This window comes from Hymenobacter baengnokdamensis (genome assembly GCF_008728635.1).
Classification (GTDB): Bacteria; Bacteroidota; Bacteroidia; order Cytophagales; family Hymenobacteraceae; genus Hymenobacter; species Hymenobacter baengnokdamensis.
Genome location: NZ_CP044285.1, coordinates 1,173,619 through 1,190,361 on the forward strand (window position 1 = coordinate 1,173,619; position 16,743 = coordinate 1,190,361).

Sequence of the window (16,743 nt, forward strand, 5' to 3'; positions counted from 1 at the left end):
TAACTGGCCCGCCCGTCTATTTAATTTCCAGGGCATTGCTGCCCAGGGCGGGCTGGCCGGCGGGCGAAATACCTTCGGCCGAGAGGCGGAAGCTGCCCGTAGCTTCGGACGTATAGAAGGTAAGCTGCGCCTGGCCGCTGGCATCAATGCTGATATTCGGGTTCCAGTACAGGGTAGAGCGGCGGTTGTCGGGCCGGGTAAGGGGTGGAGCACCGGCCCCGTAGCGGGGCGCGTAAAACTGCCGGGGGCAGTTAAAAGCAGCCTGCCGCAGCGCAAGTACGCCGGGCACCAGGTCCTGGCGGTGGTCGTAGGTGGGGCTACCCCGGCGCGTATACACGGCCAGCACGCCCCCCGAGCCCCGGCTGCCGAAAATGGCGGCCTGTCCGCCTTTCAGCACTTCTACCCGCTCCACATCGGTGGCCGGGTAGAACGCCAGCGCATCTATCGTGACGGGCACGCCATCGAGCAGCACCAGCGGCGAGCTACCCGACAAAGAGGTAGTGCCCCGTATCTGGACCTGAATATTGGGCTCGGCTCCCGTAATGGTAAGCCCGGCTACCCGCCCCTGCAGCAGCTGCAGCACTGTACTGCCGTTTGCCGCCGGTATCTGCGTAAAATCGACGACGGTAGCGTTGCCCGGCGAGTAAAGGCGGCGGGCATCGGCAGTTACTTCGCGCGTGCCTTGCACGCGTACCGTACCCAGGGCGATGGTAGTGGCACTGCGGTAGCGCTGCTCGTCGGCTTGCTGGGCCTGGCTGCGCTGAATAGCAGCGGCCAGCGAAGGCTCGGGAGTAGCGGGCAGCGGAGGTAGCGGCTGCGTGGGCAGGGCGGGGCCATTGTCGAGGTGAAAAGTGAGGTTGCGCCGCCCCTTGGCCGTGCGGGCCTGGAGGGTGGCCCGCAGGGTATCGCAGCCGCCCAGGCCATTGAGTAAAAACCGGCCCTCGTCGTCGGTCTCAACCGACAGAAACTGCTTGCTGGGCTTGGCTTGCAGGTAAGTCAGCACGCTGTGGGGCGAAGGCGTGCCGTTGGACTGAGTTATCTGGCCGCCAATACCCAGGCTACGCTCTACGCCAAAGTCACGAACGGGCGCCTGGCCGGCCAGCACCGGCTCCCAGGCAAAGCGCCGCCAGCCCTGGGTAAGCAGCAGGTCGTCGAGCGCCTGGTCGGTTTCGGGCGAAGGATTCTGAAAGTAATAGCCGGGGTCTTCTACATAGCCGGCCAGGTCGGCGGTCAGCAGCAGCCGGGCCGCAATATTGTCGGCAGCCGGGGCGGTGGCATTGGCATTGGCATCGGCCACTGCCAGCGACAGCTGAGCGGCCGCCGGCCGGCCGCTGGCATCCGTTACGGCCACCAGCACCCGCACGGGCTCGTGGGCTCTGTACACTGCCCGGTCGGGCGTAAGGGTAATGTGCAGCGCCGCCTCGTTGCGGGCAAAAGCCAGCCGCTCGGCCAGCGGATGCCCCTGCCCATCGAACAGCGTAAAGTGTACCACGCCGCTGGCAAACTTGCTCTTCGGTACCCGTGCCATAAAGGCTTCCGGGCCCTGCACCTGGCCGCGGCCGATGTAGCCTACCGTGCTGCCTACCTGCCCCAGCAGCAGAATAGGGCCGCCGCTGCTGCCATGCTGCCGGATGCTTATCTCAAACGCGTCGGCGGTAGGCACCACCTGCAGCACGTAGCCTTTGGCTTGCACAGCCGGCAGCGGTACGCTCAGCCCGGCCAGCGCCGGAGTGCTAAAGGCGGCCCGGTAGCGCTGGCCTTCGGCCGGCGTAAAGCGCAGCGTCCCCATGCCGCCGTGGCGGCTCTGGAAGGCGGCCACGGGGTGGTTGTCGCTATCGAGCACCTGGCCGGCCACTGCCAGGCCCCGGCCGGTATAGTCCACCGCCTTAAAAGCTACTACGTTACCGATGCCGGCTACCAGATTGCCCCCTTCCGGAAAAAACTGCACATCGGGCGGCAGGCTTTTCGGGGCGGGGGGCTGCTGGGCGTGCCTGGCCGGGCGGCGCTCCGATTTTGAGCTGCCGGGCGCTGCTTCGGCATCGGCTGCCGGCCACACTTGCAGGCGGCGGGTATAAAAAAAATCAGGACCGGCATTGCGCATCCAGCCGGTGTAGGCCCGTAGCAGGTAGGTGCCGGGCGCCAGCGTATCGGGCAGGGCCAAATCACCCTGGCCGAGTCCCCCGGCCAGCTCCAGCGTGCGCCGGCTCACCAGCTGCTGCCGGGACGAGATGAGGTCTACGTGCAACACCTTGCTCAGCGTATCGAGGCGATGCTGCCCGGCGTCGGCCACGTAGGCGCGCAGCCAGATGGTTTCGCCGGCCGTGTAGGTATCCTTGTCGAGATGCAGGTAAACGGTTTCGGGGCGGGCCTTGTCATAAAACTGCTGCACGCTCAGCACTATGTGCCGAAGCACCTCCAGGTCGTCGGGTGGCAGCAGGCGAAAGCTAGCCAGGCTAAGCGCGAGGCCTGCCAGCAGCCAAATTCGGGTAGTAGTGCTTCTAAAAGCAGGCAGATATCGACGTAATTCCATTGCTGGTTAGTTTAGAGACGCGAACATACTCAATGAAGTAGCTATGTATGGTTTTGGCTCCCAAAAACCCGCTCTGCCAGGAGTTAAACCAGGCAGTTTGCTGTTTCAATACTAATCAGTTACCCGTGAGGGCCGGGTGAAACCTCATGCCTCGCATTGGCTGGCCAGTAACCCCGGCATCCGGTAAGCAGGGTACTACGTATCTTCTTTTTTATTTTCCTTATGCAAGTGTTTCTGAAAATTATTTCCGGTGCCGGGCTGCTGGCGCTGGTAGCCTGTGGCGCGCAGCAGCCGGCGCAGGCTCAGTCCCAGCCCGCCGCCTCTACAGCGGGCTTCGCTCCCAAAGACCTGACCGGCCTGGCGCAGGCTACGTTTGCGGGCGGCTGCTTCTGGGCGCAGGAAGAGGCGTTTGAGGAGATAAAAGGCGTGAAGCAGGTGGTGAGCGGCTATGCCGGCGGCACGGTGCCTCATCCCAGCTACGAGCAGGTGGCCGGCCAGGCTACCGGCCACACCGAAACCGTGAATATTTACTACGACCCCAAAGAAGTCAGCTATAAAACCCTGGCCCAGATTTTCTTCCAGGCCAGCCACGACCCCACGCAGCTTAATCGCCAGGGGCCCGACACCGGCCCTGAGTATCGCTCGGCCGTGTTTTACCGCACGCCGGAAGAAAAGAAAATTATCGACGACGTGGTGGCGCAGGTAAATGCCTCCAAGGAGTACGATAGCAAAATCGTGACTCAGGTAGTGCCCTTTAAGCAGTTCTGGCCCGCCGAAGAGTATCACCAGGGCTATTATCGCCTGCACCCCGACAACCCCTACATTGCCACGGTATCCGAGCACAAGGTAGCCAGGGTGCGCAAGCTCTTTCCGCTCGATTTGAAGCCCGACCTGCCTAGCCTATAAGCGGTGAGGCAGGAAGAGAGGGTGATAAATAGGGTATTTACTATTTATCGCCCTCTGATTTGGTCAAGCAGGTTGGTTTTACGCTTAATCAGCACGTAGCGGATGGAAAATGCGGTAGGAAAGCGCGCGTAATCGTCGCTATTAAACTCCACAGTTGGCTTAAAGTCGAAGCTGAGCACCAGCGGTAAAAATGCCACCTTGTACTCCAGGCCTACCAGGCCATCGAGGCCGCCGAAATTGCTCGAATCCTTGTTGTGGCCCACGTGTCCGCCCGCGCCAAAATAGTAGTTGAGGCTGGGACCCAGGATGCCAAAGTGGTATTCGCCCAGTACCGTGCCGCTTGCCTCCCTGGAGCCCAGGCCGGCAATGCCTTCCAGCGTAACGCGCGGGGCCACCAACTGCTGCACCGTGATGCCATAGTTGCCACCGCCCAGGCGCAGGCCCGCCGCCGTAATGTATTTCTGAGCGGCTGCCGGCCGGGCAAAAAAGCTGAGCAGCAACAGGCTGCCAAGTGAAAATCGAGTTGCCATGCGAGCGCCTAAACAACGACCCTGCCAAAAGCGGCAAAATCGCCTGTTTAACGCCTTTGCCCGGCAGATAGTGCTTGCGCTAAGCAGCCGGCAGCGGTTTTGGAGCGTACAAGATTCCGGTTTTTGCACCCTTTTCTCGGGCCCTAACGTCTGTTAGCCGGACCTTTGCCCGTAGATTCTCAATCATCCCCCACATCCTACCCTCTGTGTATTTACACCACGTAGCGGCCTACTTGCCGGCAGCTGTCGTTACAAACGAACATTTCACCAAGCTAAATGGCTTAGCTTCGGACTGGATAATTGAGCGCACAGGCATTCGGGAGCGGCGTAAAGCAGCGCCCGGCGAAAACGCCAATACGATGGCTATTGCCGCCACCCAGGCCCTGCTGGCGGAGGTCCCGACCTTTGCGGCCGACAGCATCGACCTTATTGTGGTGGGCACCTATACGCCCCACGATACCATTTATACGGCTGCCCATGCCGTGCAGCGTGCTCTGAATATCAATGAGATACCCGTAGTTAGTGTCTCATCCGCCTGCTCTTCGCTGCTCAATGCCGTTGAGATAGTAGAAGGCTATTTTGCGCTTGGCAAGGCCAGCCGGGCGCTGGTAGTAGTGAGTGAGCACAATACGGCTTACAACAACGAGGAAGATACGATGGCCGGTCACCTCTGGGGCGATGGCGCGGCGGCGCTGCTTTTCAGCAAGGAGCGGCTGGCTGCTACCGATTTGCGCGTGGTGCAGGTCGTGACCGGCGGGGCCGCGCCAATGGGCAAGGCCGACGAAGCCGTGACCCTCAAGCCCATTGATAAAGGCATTGTAATGCCCTACGGCCGCGACGTGTTTCAACAGGCCTGTACCTATATGGCCCGTATCACCCAGCAGCTGCTGGATGGCAATGGCCTTACCGTGAGGGAGCTGGACTACCTCATTCCGCACCAGGCCAATCTGCGAATCTCGGCCAACGTGGTAAAGCAGCTTGGTCTGGACCCCGCCCGGGCAGTTAATAATATCGAGCGCCTGGGCAATACCGGCTGCGCCGGCGCCGCCATCGGCCTGGCCGAGATATGGGACCAGATTCAGGAAGGTAATAAGCTTATCATCACCGTTTTCGGCGGTGGCTATTCTTACGGAGCCATGCTGCTGGAAAAGCACGCCACAGCCTAAGGCATATAGGGTTGCTTTTTATAGCCGTAAACTTGTGCCTGATGCTTCCTCCTGCCGCTGCTTTCTTACCGGAGATTACGTTTCAGACCAGTCGCGCCAGCGGGCCGGGCGGGCAGAATGTGAATAAGGTAGAGAGCCGCGTAGAGCTGCGCTGGCAGCTCCAAGCCTCGCAGGTGCTCACCGAGGCCCAGAAGCAGCTCATCCTGGAAAAGCTGGCTGCGCAGCTGACTGCCGATGGCTACCTGCTGCTGGTGGCTCAGGACGACCGCAGCCAGCTGCGCAACAAGGAAATTGTCTTGACCCGCTTTCACCAGCTGCTCGAAAAAAGTTTGCACCGGCCCAAGCCCCGGCGGGCTACCCGGCCCAGTGCCGGGGCCGTGCGCCGGCGCCTGGAAGGTAAAAAAGTGCAAAGCGAAAAGAAAGCCAATCGGCGCCGGCTGGACTAACCGGACTTTATCGCCTGGTATAGAAATTTACCAATAAATAATCCTTGCCCTATATAGGATAGGGCAAGGATTACGGGTGGTCGATTTTATAGCTGTAATTTTAGGGAGCAGCTAAGAGTACAGAGTAGCAGTAAGTTGTTTTCACAGTCAGAAAGAGAGCGGACTGCACGGGGCCGAAAGTCAGCCGGGTGCGTTTGATTACAAAGGTCGCCCTCGATTAGATGTAATTTAAACGTAGAAATGCCCAATTGTGAAAAACACGTATTTATACGTGGCGGCCGGTAGCTATGAGTCGAGCAGGCCGTGGCGGGCGGCGTACACTACCAGCCCCGCCGAATTAGGTGCGCTGGTTTTCTCCAGCAGCTTCTGGCGGTGGCCCTCCACGGTGCGCCGGCTGATAAAGAGCTGCTCGGCAATATCGGCGGCCGTGCAGCCCTGGCAGATAAGGCGGAGCACCTCGTGCTCACGGGTGGTAAGCTGCACCAGGTCGGGCAGCCTGGGAGTAGGGGTGCGCTCGGGGTGCTGCACGCCCCGGATAAGCGCGCGCGAGATGCGCGGCGTAAAGTGGAAGCCCGTGGTAAGCACTTCCTCGATAGTAAGCCGCAGCTGCTCCTGGTCCACGTCTTTGGGCAGGTAGCTGCGGGCTCCTACCTTCATCATCTGGGTAATGTATTTGTCGGCCGAAAACATCGATAGTACGATTATTCTCAGGTCGGGAAACTCCTGCAGCAGTTGGCGGGCCGCTTCGGGGCCATCAATGTTGGGCATCTGCAGGTCGAGCAGCAGCACATCGGGCAGCCGCTGGCGGCAGGTGGCCAGCAGCTCCGGAAGCTCCGAAGCTTCCGTAACCGACGCTACGTAGGGCAAGGCCTGCAAAATATAGCGCATACCCTGCCGAAAAAGCTGGTGGTCGTCGAGCAGGGCAATGTGGACGGGAGAAGTAGGTGTTGGCATAGCAGGGTTGGAAAAGGATAGTTCAGGCAAAGGAAGTGTTTTCTATTTCAACCAGCGTACGGGTACCCTCGCCGGGGGCCGAATGCTGCTTTAAGCGGGCGTGCAGCATCTGCACCCGCACTTCGATACTACGCAGGCCGGCTCCGCCGGAAGCCGGACGGCTGGCTTCCAGCGCCCCTATATCGAAGCCACAGCCATCGTCTTCTACCGTAAGCGAAACCCGGGTGCCGCATTGCTGCAGCTGCACCCGGACCAGGGTAGCGCCCTGGGCATGCTTCTGGGCATTGTGAAGCAGCTCCTGGCAAATACGGTACAGGGCCAGTTCCTGAGCCAGCGCCAGCGGCTGCCGGTAGTCGATGACCAATGCTACCTCCAGGGTGCTGGTTTCGTTGCACACGTCGGCCAGGTGCTGCAACGCTTCGGCCAGGCCAAAGCGGTCGAGCACAGCCGGATAAAGACTGTGCGAAAGGCCCCGCACGTCGTGGACCGCGTTGGCCAGTATGTCCTTCACCATGCCCGTCAGGTTGGTCGCCTCTTCGGCTGCCACGGTGCTTTCGAGCCGGCCCAGCAGCAGCTTGGCGGTGGCCAGCGTAGAGCCGATTCCATCGTGCAGGTCGCGGCCAATGCGCTCCCGCTCGTGTTCCTGGGCCGCAATAACGGCCCCTAGCAGGTCCTGCTGATAGTCCGCTTCGGCCTGTTGCAGGCGCAGCTGCTGTTGCAGCAGGCGCTTTTGATAAACCACCAGAAATACCACCAGCGCCACCCCCGCCAGCAGCATAAACCCAATGCCGATAAAAAGCAGCGAAGCAAAGCTCACTTCTGCGGGCGTATCCATAGAGCCAGGCTGTAGCAGGAGTGGAGTACGATGGTGAGCAAAATCTCTACCGCCCACACGTTTCGGTTAAATGCGGCCGAGTAATGACGCAGTAAGTAGTTACTGAACAAGGCAATTTGCAGGTAACCCAGAAAATAGATTACCAGTCCGGTCGACACCCAGAACATGGGCTCCTGCTCCAGGTGTCGCACGCGCAGCTCGCTCATCAGCTTCCAGAAATACCCGCCCACCATGCCCAGCACCAGCAGCGACTGCACTACCTGCTGCCCTGGCCGAAACCAATGCAGGCTGGGCCCCAGCAGGCTGTCGAAGCCAACGTAGACGATAAACGCGCCTACTACCCCCGGCATAACCCGCGAAAAGGTAGCCGACCGTATCGTGCGCATATACAGCAGGGCCAGCAGTACCAGCTCGCCCACCGTATAGATGGGCATCAGAAACAGGTTGTTGTGCTGCACCAGCATCAGCCAAAAGCCCAGTAGCTCCAATGGCAGCTCGAAGATGGTGAGCGCGGCCAGATAGCGCAGGCTATTGGGCAACTGCTGAAAGCGCACAATTCCACTAAATCCGGCCACCAGAATGGCTGCTATCGACACGGACGAAAGCGGAGACAAGGAAATGGCGCTTAGAATATCAGCCATAAAAATCAGTGGGGCTGCTGGATGCCTGCCTGCGGTAACTGCTTAGCCGCCGGGCGGGAAAGGATGCGATAAGTCAAAGAAAGGCTCGTCGCTGGGGTCGTCCTGCACCCGCGCCGCGGTCTGCGTGGTTTTGTAAATGCGGATTACCAGTCCGAACGTTTGCCTGAGCTCGGTGCCCGAAGCCGGGTAGTGCTCGTGCAGGCCAAAGCCGATGTGCATTTCCTTGTTGTCATAGGTCCGCGCCGCAAACAGCGGGTCCATAAAGTCGGCAATGTCGAAGCTGTAGCCTTCCATGGGGCCGTAGCTGCTGGCAAACATGGCGGGCGTTACCTGCTTGGCAGCCGTCCAGTTTTGCAGCCAGGCCTTCACCAGGTCGTGCGGAATCTGGTCGTTGAACGGGGGCTGGTCACTGCCGGTCTGGTTATCAGCCAGATAATAAGCCGAAATACGGCCATTCAGGGCATCGGTGGCATAAAGGGCCAGAGTAAAATGGCTCTGCTTCAGGTCTGCGTCGGGCTTGAGCAGGAACTGCGCTTTAACACTCCGTGCCCCGACCGTCGACAGCAGCCACACAATAGTCTGGAGCGAAAACTTAACATAAGTCAGGCGGGCCTGGCCGGTGCGCTGGAATATTTCGGGTAGGTTGTGCCCACTGCTGATGGCTTCGCTCCAGGCGGCCGAATAAGCATTAAATTCCTGCTGGGTGATGAAGGTGCCGGGAGGTGGGTTTTGCGGGTTCATGGAGAAAAGCTAAAAGGGAGTAGGAAAAGAATAGAAAAGCCGTCAGCTACTGGCCGGAAATGTACATAAGCTCCTGCGGGCTTGGTGCTGGCAGGCTAAAAAAGCCCCTACGCATGCTGCATAGGGGCTTTCCGTATAGCCTTCTACCAATAAAAGCCGCAGTTTGTAGCCGCAAAGAGACTACCTGCACGGCGCGTCCTTTAGCGTATAAGTACGCGGTTTTTAAAACAGGTATTTCTACGTAGCGGCGCGGCGCGCTACAGCAGCGTGCCGCGCAGCATCACCAGCGCCACGGTAAAGTAGATAATCAGCCCGGTTACGTCCACGAGCGTAGCCACGAAAGGCGCCGACGACGTGGCCGGGTCCAGGCCCAGCCGCCGCAAAATGAGCGGCAGCATAGACCCCGCAATGCTGCCCCAGAGCACGATACCTACCAGCGCCACGCCCACGGTGCAGGCCACAATCAGCCAGTGTTCGCCATAGATAGGAGTAATGCTTTGCCAGATGGCGATGCGGCTAAAGCCCACAATACCTAGTATTACGCCCAGCAGCAGGCCCGATACCAGCTCGCGGCGCAGCACCCGCCACCATTCGCCCAGGGTAAACTCGCCCAGGGCCATAGCCCGGATAATAAGTGAGGTAGCCTGCGAGCCCGAGTTGCCGCCCGAGCTGATAATCAAGGGGATGAACTGGACCAGCACAATCGCTTTCTGCAGCTCACCTTCAAAGTATTGCATCGCCGAGGCGGTCAGCAGCTCGCCCAAAAACAGCACGACCAGCCAGCCCGCCCGCTTCTGCACCAGGCGCAGCAGTGGAATGGTAAGGTAGGGCTCATCGAGCGCCTCCGAGCCCCCGAATTTCTGAATATCCTCGGTGTCTTCTTCTTCCCGAATATTGAGAATATCGTCCAGCGTTACAATGCCGAGCAGGATGCCCTGGTCGGGGCTCACCACGGGCAGGGCCACGCGGTCGTTGCGCCGGAAAATGTCAATGGCTTCCTCCTGGTCCTGGGCCGCCGTAAGCTGCACGAAGCGGTGGTCCATAATGTCGCGCACCCGCGTGGTGGGCGCAGCCAGCAGCACCTCCCGGATGCGAATATCGTCGATGAGCTTGCCGCGCGCATCGGTTACGTACAGCATGTTCAGCGTCTCGGATTGCCCGCCGTGCTGACGCACAAAGTCGAGCACCTGCTGCACGGTCCAGTTTTCGCGAATGGCAATGTAGTCGGGCGTCATCAGGCGGCCCACCGAGTACTCGGGGTAGCCCAGCAGCTGCAGCGTAACGCGGCGCTCGGGCTCCGAAAGGTTCTGCACCAGCTCGGCCACAAAGTTGGCCGGCAAAAATTCCAGCAGGGCCGTGCGGTCATCAGGCGACATCTCATTGAGAATGTCGGTTACCTTGTCCTGAGCCAGGTTTTCGAGAAAATGGCGCTGTACTTCTAAATCAAGATATTCAAATACTTCAGTGGCGAGCCCCAAGGGCAGCAGCCGGAAGATAATGAGCTGCTCCCGTTCTTTCTCATTCTCAATCAGCTCGACCAGCTCGTTGGGCTGAAAGTCGCGTAAAAGCTTTTTTAGCTTAAAAAACTCGCCCTCCTGAATCAGTGTCGTGATGTGGTCCACGGTTTCGGGCGCAGTCATAGGCAGGGCTGAAAAATCGAATGAAGGGCTGGGCGGGTCGTTGTTTCGCTAGGCAAGAGGGGGTGGCCGGGCAAAATTACGCCCGAACCGGCGCTGTGCTGGCAGCCCGACCGGCATTTTTGGCGTACTTCGCTGCTGTATCTGCTTTTGTTTGCTGTTTTGACTCCCGCTGCTCCCTTGCCTGCCCCTGCCACTACGCCCCAGGGCACTATTGTCGTGCTGGGTGGCGGCTACGACGACCCCACGCTGGCGCTGCTGGCCGGGCTGCTGCCCACCCGCACGGCGGCTATCGAAATCCTTACCACCGCTACCGTAGAAAAGCCGGCCCGCACGCACGCGGCCTATGCCAGGGTGCTGGCCGAGCTGGGCTGCCCCCAGGCCGGCCACCTGCAGGTCGACGAAGACCATCCTGCCGATGCGCCGGCCACCCTGGCTCGTCTGCGCGCCGCGGCACTTGTATTTGTGACGGGCGGCGACCAGGAGCGCCTGACGGAGCTGCTGCTCGGCACCGAGTTTTTAGCGGTGCTGCGCCAGCGCTGCCGGCACGAGGCGGGCTTCATTCTGGCGGGTACCAGCGCGGGCGCCTCCGCGCTGGGGGCGCATATGATTGTAGGCGGCCGGGGCTGGCGCAGCCTGCTGGCGGGGGGCATAGAAGTGATTCCGGCCCTGGCTATTTTGCCCGGTTTGCTGATTGACCAGCACTTTGTTGAGCGGGCGCGCTACCCGCGCCTGCTGCACGCCGTGCTGGCCCACCCGCAGCTGCTGGGCCTGGGCCTGAGCGAGGAGACCGGCATAATCTTCCGGCCCGGCCAGCCGCCCGAAGTGTTTGGTGATGAGGTAGTAGTGCTCGTCGATGGGCGGCATCTCACGGCCACCAACTATCACGGCCGCCCACCGGGCCAGCCCATTGGCGGCCAGGGTTTTCAGGTTAGCCTGCTGGTTGCCGGCGACACTATTGCGCTGAATAGCAACCAGTGAAGAGTAAGTCACTGCCCCTTTCGCGGCCGCCCGGCTCTGGCTCCGCCCGGTGAATACGTTCGGGTTGCGTGCTGCCCTGCCCCAGGGCACCAAAAACCAATACTTTTGCGTTGGACTGCCGGATAAACTTGTATTCCATGTATTTGCTTTTTTCTCGCTTCTGGCTGCTCGGCCTGCTGGGTCTGCTCGTGGTGGCCTGCACCCGCAAAACGGTGTCGTTCAACTCGCGGCCCGGCGATGACAGCGTGAGGGCGCTCATCGCCCCCGGCGACACCCTCACTACTACCACCCGCAAGGGAGCGCCCAAGCTGAGCATTGCGGGTAAGAAAGCCGTGCTGACCAAAGCTGAAGAAAAAGCGGCCAAGGATGCCGAAAAAGCAACTCAGCGCAAAAAGCCCATCAAGAAGAAAATATTCCTGGGCGAGCGTATCAAGAAAGCCTATGTGAAGTCGGGTCCAAAGGGGCGCAACCAGATTATCGAGATTTTCTACTTTCTCAAAACCTTCAAGCAGCCCGACCCGATGGCGCCGGCGCGCTACTACTATAGCGCCAAAAAGCACCGCATCTTTAAAGCAGTTGGCGAACTGAACCCCGCCACCGACAAAGTGCTGCACGGCCCATACAAGAAAATGCAGAACAACAAGGTGCTCGAAACCGGCTACTTTGCCAACGGCACCCGCCACCTGCGCTGGGAAAAATTTGATAGCAAAGGCAATCTGCTGGCCAAAACCCACTACGAGATGGGCTTTCCGCGCGATGCTAACATCAGCTACTACGACGCCGGCAATACCATGCTCAAGGAGGTAGTGCCTTACGTAAATGGCAAGCTGGAAGGTGATTACGTAAAATATCGCAACGACGGCCAGCGCGAGTGGACCGGCCAGTTTGAGAATGGCCGCCGGGTAGGGGAGTGGACCAATTACTGGGACTACAAGAACTACCGGCACTACGTGTACCAGTACGGGGATTCGGGCTACGAGCCCGAAGTAGAAGAGCCCGAGCTGATTCGGGAATACAGCCACGGCGGCTCGGTTATCTACGACAAGGAAAAAAATATCGATAAGCGCAACGAGGCCGACCCCGACGCTACCCCTGCCAAAGACCCCCGCCGCCCCGGCAGCCGCGGCGTACCCGCGCCCCGCCCGCCCGTGCGCAAAACCCAGGACCGCCGCCCCGGCTACCACCCGGCGGCCACGCCGCCGCCCGTTTCGCCCACGCCGCCCGGCTCGGCCGCCCCAGCCGGCACAACCACGCCCTGATGCGCACCGCGCAAGCTAGTAAAAAGCGTCCTCAAACAGCTCGATTCGGAAGCCGCTGCGCAGCGGCGTGAGGGCCAGAATATCGAAGCGAATATCTCCCGGCCAGCTCAGCTCTTCCTGCAAGTGCGTGGCCGCCAGGCGAAACAGCTCTTTCTTGCGCGCCGATACGAAGGTTTCGGGTGAGCCGTACTGCCCGCCCGAACGGGTTTTTACCTCTACAAATACCAGGAGCGCCGTGCCCTGGCGCACTATCAGGTCTACTTCGGCCCGGCTATGCCGGTAGCCTTGCGCAATTACTTCGTAGCCGGCCCCCCGGTAAAACTCGGCCGCCGCCGCCTCCCCGGCCTGCCCCAGCACCTGCGCAGCAGTCGACATAAGCACTTGATTAGCTATATAGTGAAGGCGTCCTAGGCGCGAGTGCAGGTACTAAGTACAGTCCCGGTTCAATCTGGTGCGTAAGTTAAACTAGTTGGCGCGAAGTAACTTTGCCCCGCTAAATGATGCTTATTCGTCGTTGAATTATGAATATATATTCGGATTGTATAAACACTGCGCCAGTCGACTCGCCGCCGACGGCCGCTGCCCCACCCAGCCCGGTGCCGGGCCGGCAGCGCCTCATTCGGGTGCAGCGCCTGGGCCTGGTGCCCTACGTGCCCACCTGGGAGCTGCAGGAGCAGCTGCTAGCCGATACCCTCGCCATTAAAGCAGCCAATCGCCAGGCCGAGGCGCGCGGCGAGTTGCCTCAGCCTACGCCCAATCACCTGCTGTTCTGCCAGCATCCGCCCACTTATACGCTGGGTAAAAGCGGCAAGCCCGAGCATCTGCTGCTTGATGAGGCGGCCCTGCTAACCCACGGAGCCTCGTTTCACCGCATCAACCGGGGGGGCGACATTACCTTTCATGGGCCGGGCCAGCTGGTTGCCTACCCTGTGCTCGACCTCGAAAACTTCCGCCCCGATATCCACTGGTATCTGCGGGCACTGGAAGAAGCGGTAATCCAGACGCTGGCAGCCTATGGGCTACGCGCCGGCCGCATTGCCGGGCTCACGGGCGTGTGGCTCGACTGGGAAGCGGGTGCCGCCAACCCGCGCAAAATCTGCGCCATGGGCGTGCGGTGCAGCCGCTGGGTTACGCTCCACGGCCTGGCCCTTAATGTGAATACTGACCTGCGCTATTTCGGCTACATTGTGCCCTGCGGCATTACCGACAAAGCCGTTACCTCGCTGCAAGCCGAGCTGGGCTACGCCGTGCCGTTGGCCGAGGTGCAGGAGCGCCTGCTGGCCGGATTGTTGCAGCAGTTTGCGGCAGTAGAAGCGCTTTAGCACCCAGATGCCCATCTACTTACTCGTCTTCAGCTTATGAAACAAGATATTCCTTTTGACCCCGTAGAAGGTGTATCCATTGCCATTGTGCCCGACGATGAGGCGGCCTTTGGCACGACTGGTGAGCCAACCTGGACGGTCTACCTGCTTAATAACAATGGCTTTACGCTCGAAAATGTCCTCATCAGCTCAGACGGCTACGGCACCCAGCCCACCGGCGAGGCCGTGCGCACGTCTACGCTGCGCTACCATTTTGCTTGCGTTGGCCCCCATTCGGCTACCCCGGTCGAGCTGATTGACCCCGCCGTATTTCACCTCACCAACCAGTATTGGCTGAGCTATTACCAGGGCAGCCGGATTTTTGATAAGAAATTTGTCTTCGTTCCCGATTCTATCATGGCAGCTAACCTGAGCCGGCTCGACTTGCTACCCGGCCGCAGCGGCGTGCTGCACGGCTAACTCTATCTCGCTCAGGCAGCTTACGCTGCGCTTTATCCGCTCAATGAATCATTTTAGTATTTACCTGGGGCTGGCCGGCCTGTGGGCCTTGTTGGTTGCCATGTTCGCGGTGCCTTCCATCGTGCACATTGCCCACCTCAAAAACCTGCTCGATACGCCCAATGGCCGTACCGTGCATCAATCCCTGACCCCGCGCCTGGGCGGAGTAGCGGTGTTTGCCGGCTTTATGTCGGCCCTCACCATTTTTGCGCCGCTTGCTAATGGGGTGAAGGAGCTGCTGGCCGGCTGCGTTATTCTCTTCTTCGTTGGCCTGAAAGACGACCTGGTTACCATCTCGGTGGCGAAAAAATTTGTGGGCCAGCTCCTGGCTACGGGGGTTGTGATGATAATGGCTGATGTGCGCGTAACCAGTTTTCAGGGTATTCTGGGCATCTATACGCTCCCGGTGGGGGTTAGCTATGCCTTTACCTTCGTCATGATTGTGGGTATCACCAACGCCATCAACCTTATCGATGGCCTTGATGGCCTGGCGGGCACTATTGTGCTCATTCTCAGCGGCACCTTTGGGTATTACTTCTACCGCTACGGTGGCCCGGCCTTTAGCAACTACGCTTTTGTATCGGTTTGCCTCATTGGTGGAATGCTGGGCTTTCTGCGGTATAACTTTCACAGGGCCAGTATTTTCATGGGCGATACGGGCTCGCTGGTCTGCGGCTTTATCGTTTCCATTCTGGCCATTCAGTTTATCGAGCTGGGCAGCCATACCGGGCAGCCGTTCGACAATGTAGCACCGGCCGTCACGTTTGGCGTGCTGTTTGTGCCGCTTTTCGATACCCTGCGCGTCTTTATTCTGCGCATGGCCGCTGGCCGCTCCCCTTTTGCGCCCGATAAAAACCACATCCATCACCGCATCCTGGCAATGGGCTTTTCGCAGATTAGCACGGTGCTTCTGCTAGGGTTGCTTAATATAACCGTTATACTATTTGTAATTAATTTTTATACCCTCGGCAACTTGCCGCTTATTGGCATCCTGGTCGCCTTTTCCGTGGTGCTGAGCGTCTTCCTGGGCGTATATCAAAGCCGGGCCGCCCGCCGGCAGGTAGCTTCTACCTGACCTTCTTTTACCGTGGCTGCTGGCTTCTCTATCCGCTGCCGGTACCGGGCCGGCTTGCTACTGATGAGCTTCCTGCTCGTCGGGCACTTCGTGCGGCCCCTGGCGGCCGCCGAGTACCGGCCCTTGCCCCCGGCCGCCCCCACCAGCCTAGCCGCCGACAACTGGCTGCTCTACGATGCGGCCGGCAACCGGCTCATCCTGTACCTGCCCGGCTACCATGCGCCGGCTCATGCCTACTACCAGTGGCTGCGGCTGTCGCCCCGGCGGCCTTTCCCGCTGTCTTTTGCCGCCGCGCCCGGCCTCAGCCTGTTTCTCGATAACCAGCTGATTTTTACGGCGCCCTCCGCCGGGCGCTATACCATTGATTTAGCGCAGGCGCCGCGGGCTGCCCGGCCCGGCCCGCACCTACTCGCCGTATGGCAGCCCGAAGGTTATCCGGCCCTGAGCACTTTTACGGCCGACCCGGCCCCGCCTGCGGCTGCCCCGGTTGCCGCGCTGGTAGCCCCCGGCCAGGTGCTGCTACGTCTGCCGCTGGTGGCCAGTCAGAACATACTGATTTTACTATTAATGGCCGTGGCGCTGCTCTACGGAATCGTGCGGGCCACGTATCCGGCCGGCCTGGCCAGGCTGCTGCAGGTAGAAGATTTCTTTAGCAGCACGATTGATTCGCAGAGCTTTCTGGTAAGGCCAGCCTTTACCTGGCTCAATCTGGGGCTGATTTTTCTCTTTGCGCTTTCCCTGTCGCTGCTCCTCACGGCCCTGCATACCGACCTTACCAGCCTGCCCCTGCTCCAGCAGGTACTCAAGGTACCCGAGTCGGCCCTGGCGGCCCGCATCTCCCTCTACACCGGGCTGATACTCGCCTTTGTGTTAGGTAAATATGTTTTGGTAGAGCTGCTTAGCTATATTTTTGACCTGCGGGGCCTCGTAACGCTGCACTACCGCGAATTTTTGCGCACAACCCTGCTGCTGGGCCTGCTGGTGCCCTTTGTACTGCTTCTGTACCTGGCACTGAACGTCCGCTGGCCCGCTATTGTTTGGGTAGCCAATGGCTGCGTGCTGCTGCTGCTCAGCGCAACCGTGCTGCGGGTGGGGCGTACGCTGCACCAGCATACCTCGCTGCTTAATCTTCATTTGTTCGCGTACCTTTGTGCTACCGAAGTACTGCCCCTGGTAGTATTATTGAAAGTCATTGTGTTTACGTATCCTGCCTGACCGGCGT

General features: G+C 59.9%; 17 protein-coding genes. 9 read left to right on the plus strand and 8 right to left on the minus strand.

What is annotated here, in order from left to right; all coding sequences use genetic code 11:
• Window positions 1-16: 16 nt before the first annotated feature.
• On the minus strand, window positions 17-2,530 hold the full coding sequence (locus F6X24_RS04995; RefSeq protein WP_151086924.1) for a TonB-dependent receptor plug domain-containing protein: 2,514 nt from the start codon (window positions 2,528-2,530) through the stop codon (window positions 17-19).
• Between the two features lie 222 nt (window positions 2,531-2,752).
• On the opposite strand from F6X24_RS04995, the gene msrA reads away from it, so the two are divergent.
• On the plus strand, window positions 2,753-3,436 hold the full coding sequence (gene msrA / locus F6X24_RS05000) for a peptide-methionine (S)-S-oxide reductase MsrA (protein ID WP_151086926.1): 684 nt from the start codon (window positions 2,753-2,755) through the stop codon (window positions 3,434-3,436).
• 44 nt (window positions 3,437-3,480) lie between these two features.
• On the opposite strand, the gene F6X24_RS05005 is transcribed toward msrA, so the two are convergent.
• Window positions 3,481-3,966, minus strand: a complete 486-nt coding sequence (locus F6X24_RS05005) for a hypothetical protein (protein WP_191906465.1) — start codon at window positions 3,964-3,966, stop codon at window positions 3,481-3,483.
• A 206-nt stretch (window positions 3,967-4,172) separates the two neighbouring features.
• Between F6X24_RS05005 and F6X24_RS05010 the strand changes: the two genes are divergently transcribed.
• Window positions 4,173-5,132, plus strand: a complete 960-nt coding sequence (locus tag F6X24_RS05010; protein WP_151086928.1) for a 3-oxoacyl-ACP synthase III family protein — start codon at window positions 4,173-4,175, stop codon at window positions 5,130-5,132.
• Between the two features lie 41 nt (window positions 5,133-5,173).
• Window positions 5,174-5,578, plus strand: a complete 405-nt coding sequence (gene arfB / locus F6X24_RS05015; protein WP_151086929.1) for an alternative ribosome rescue aminoacyl-tRNA hydrolase ArfB — start codon at window positions 5,174-5,176, stop codon at window positions 5,576-5,578.
• 285 nt (window positions 5,579-5,863) lie between these two features.
• Here the strand turns inward: arfB and F6X24_RS05020 are convergent, their stop codons facing one another.
• The 5 genes from F6X24_RS05020 to mgtE form a co-directional block, all read right to left on the minus strand.
• Window positions 5,864-6,532, minus strand: a complete 669-nt coding sequence (locus tag F6X24_RS05020; RefSeq protein ID WP_151086931.1) for a response regulator — start codon at window positions 6,530-6,532, stop codon at window positions 5,864-5,866.
• A gap of 22 nt (window positions 6,533-6,554) precedes the next feature.
• Entirely contained in the window at window positions 6,555-7,367 is an 813-nt protein-coding gene (locus F6X24_RS05025; protein WP_151086933.1) for a sensor histidine kinase, read from the minus strand.
• Window positions 7,346-8,008: a hypothetical protein gene (locus F6X24_RS05030; RefSeq protein ID WP_151086935.1), complete on the minus strand. Its 663-nt coding sequence runs from the start codon at window positions 8,006-8,008 to the stop codon at window positions 7,346-7,348. Before F6X24_RS05030 ends, F6X24_RS05025 begins: the two co-directional genes overlap by 22 nt.
• 42 nt (window positions 8,009-8,050) lie before the next feature.
• Window positions 8,051-8,749 (minus strand): hypothetical protein, encoded by a 699-nt coding sequence (locus F6X24_RS05035; protein WP_151086937.1) that lies wholly within the window; start codon window positions 8,747-8,749, stop codon window positions 8,051-8,053.
• 257 nt (window positions 8,750-9,006) lie between these two features.
• Entirely contained in the window at window positions 9,007-10,389 is a 1,383-nt protein-coding gene (gene mgtE / locus F6X24_RS05040) for a magnesium transporter (protein WP_151086938.1), read from the minus strand.
• Window positions 10,390-10,548: 159 nt separating this feature from the next.
• Here mgtE and F6X24_RS05045 point away from each other — a divergent pair, with 159 nt between their 5' ends.
• Together F6X24_RS05045 and F6X24_RS18890 are read left to right on the plus strand one after the other, a co-directional pair.
• Window positions 10,549-11,367 carry a cyanophycinase gene (locus F6X24_RS05045; RefSeq protein ID WP_191906466.1) on the plus strand — a complete coding sequence of 273 codons (819 nt, stop codon included), beginning with the start codon at window positions 10,549-10,551 and terminating at the stop codon, window positions 11,365-11,367.
• Between the two features lie 143 nt (window positions 11,368-11,510).
• The gene (locus F6X24_RS18890) at window positions 11,511-12,626 is read left to right on the plus strand and encodes a toxin-antitoxin system YwqK family antitoxin (protein WP_191906467.1); all 1,116 of its coding nucleotides are present in this window, start codon (window positions 11,511-11,513) and stop codon (window positions 12,624-12,626) included.
• Window positions 12,627-12,641: 15 nt separating this feature from the next.
• Here F6X24_RS18890 and F6X24_RS05055 read toward each other — a convergent pair whose 3' ends face one another.
• Window positions 12,642-13,001 carry a YraN family protein gene (locus tag F6X24_RS05055; RefSeq protein ID WP_151086942.1) on the minus strand — a complete coding sequence of 120 codons (360 nt, stop codon included), beginning with the start codon at window positions 12,999-13,001 and terminating at the stop codon, window positions 12,642-12,644.
• A gap of 143 nt (window positions 13,002-13,144) precedes the next feature.
• Here F6X24_RS05055 and lipB point away from each other — a divergent pair, with 143 nt between their 5' ends.
• Genes lipB through F6X24_RS05075 form a run of 4 tightly spaced genes read left to right on the plus strand, consistent with a single transcriptional unit; the run spans window position 13,145 to window position 16,736 of the window.
• Window positions 13,145-13,948 carry a lipoyl(octanoyl) transferase LipB gene (gene lipB / locus F6X24_RS05060; protein WP_394349944.1) on the plus strand — a complete coding sequence of 268 codons (804 nt, stop codon included), beginning with the start codon at window positions 13,145-13,147 and terminating at the stop codon, window positions 13,946-13,948.
• A gap of 36 nt (window positions 13,949-13,984) precedes the next feature.
• Window positions 13,985-14,407 (plus strand): hypothetical protein, encoded by a 423-nt coding sequence (locus F6X24_RS05065; RefSeq protein ID WP_151086946.1) that lies wholly within the window; start codon window positions 13,985-13,987, stop codon window positions 14,405-14,407.
• A 43-nt stretch (window positions 14,408-14,450) separates the two neighbouring features.
• A complete protein-coding gene (locus tag F6X24_RS05070; RefSeq protein WP_229725359.1) occupies window positions 14,451-15,521 on the plus strand; it encodes an MraY family glycosyltransferase in 1,071 nt (356 codons plus the stop codon).
• Window positions 15,522-15,533: 12 nt separating this feature from the next.
• On the plus strand, window positions 15,534-16,736 hold the full coding sequence (locus F6X24_RS05075) for a DUF4271 domain-containing protein (RefSeq protein ID WP_151086948.1): 1,203 nt from the start codon (window positions 15,534-15,536) through the stop codon (window positions 16,734-16,736).
• Window positions 16,737-16,743: the final 7 nt, after the last annotated feature.

What these genes read in the sequence shown, in the direction of transcription:
- F6X24_RS04995 (WP_151086924.1), bottom strand. Translation starts at nt 2,530, where the DNA reads ATGGAATTACGTCGATATCTGCCTGCTTTTAGAAGCACTACTACCCGA.
- msrA (WP_151086926.1), top strand. Translation starts at nt 2,753, where the DNA reads ATGCAAGTGTTTCTGAAAATTATTTCCGGTGCCGGGCTGCTGGCGCTG.
- F6X24_RS05005 (WP_191906465.1), bottom strand. Translation starts at nt 3,966, where the DNA reads ATGGCAACTCGATTTTCACTTGGCAGCCTGTTGCTGCTCAGCTTTTTT.
- arfB (WP_151086929.1), top strand. Translation starts at nt 5,174, where the DNA reads ATGCTTCCTCCTGCCGCTGCTTTCTTACCGGAGATTACGTTTCAGACC.
- F6X24_RS05020 (WP_151086931.1), bottom strand. Translation starts at nt 6,532, where the DNA reads ATGCCAACACCTACTTCTCCCGTCCACATTGCCCTGCTCGACGACCAC.
- F6X24_RS05025 (WP_151086933.1), bottom strand. Translation starts at nt 7,367, where the DNA reads ATGGATACGCCCGCAGAAGTGAGCTTTGCTTCGCTGCTTTTTATCGGC.
- F6X24_RS05030 (WP_151086935.1), bottom strand. Translation starts at nt 8,008, where the DNA reads ATGGCTGATATTCTAAGCGCCATTTCCTTGTCTCCGCTTTCGTCCGTG.
- F6X24_RS05035 (WP_151086937.1), bottom strand. Translation starts at nt 8,749, where the DNA reads ATGAACCCGCAAAACCCACCTCCCGGCACCTTCATCACCCAGCAGGAA.
- mgtE (WP_151086938.1), bottom strand. Translation starts at nt 10,389, where the DNA reads ATGACTGCGCCCGAAACCGTGGACCACATCACGACACTGATTCAGGAG.
- F6X24_RS05055 (WP_151086942.1), bottom strand. Translation starts at nt 13,001, where the DNA reads ATGTCGACTGCTGCGCAGGTGCTGGGGCAGGCCGGGGAGGCGGCGGCG.
- F6X24_RS05065 (WP_151086946.1), top strand. Translation starts at nt 13,985, where the DNA reads ATGAAACAAGATATTCCTTTTGACCCCGTAGAAGGTGTATCCATTGCC.
- F6X24_RS05070 (WP_229725359.1), top strand. Translation starts at nt 14,451, where the DNA reads ATGAATCATTTTAGTATTTACCTGGGGCTGGCCGGCCTGTGGGCCTTG.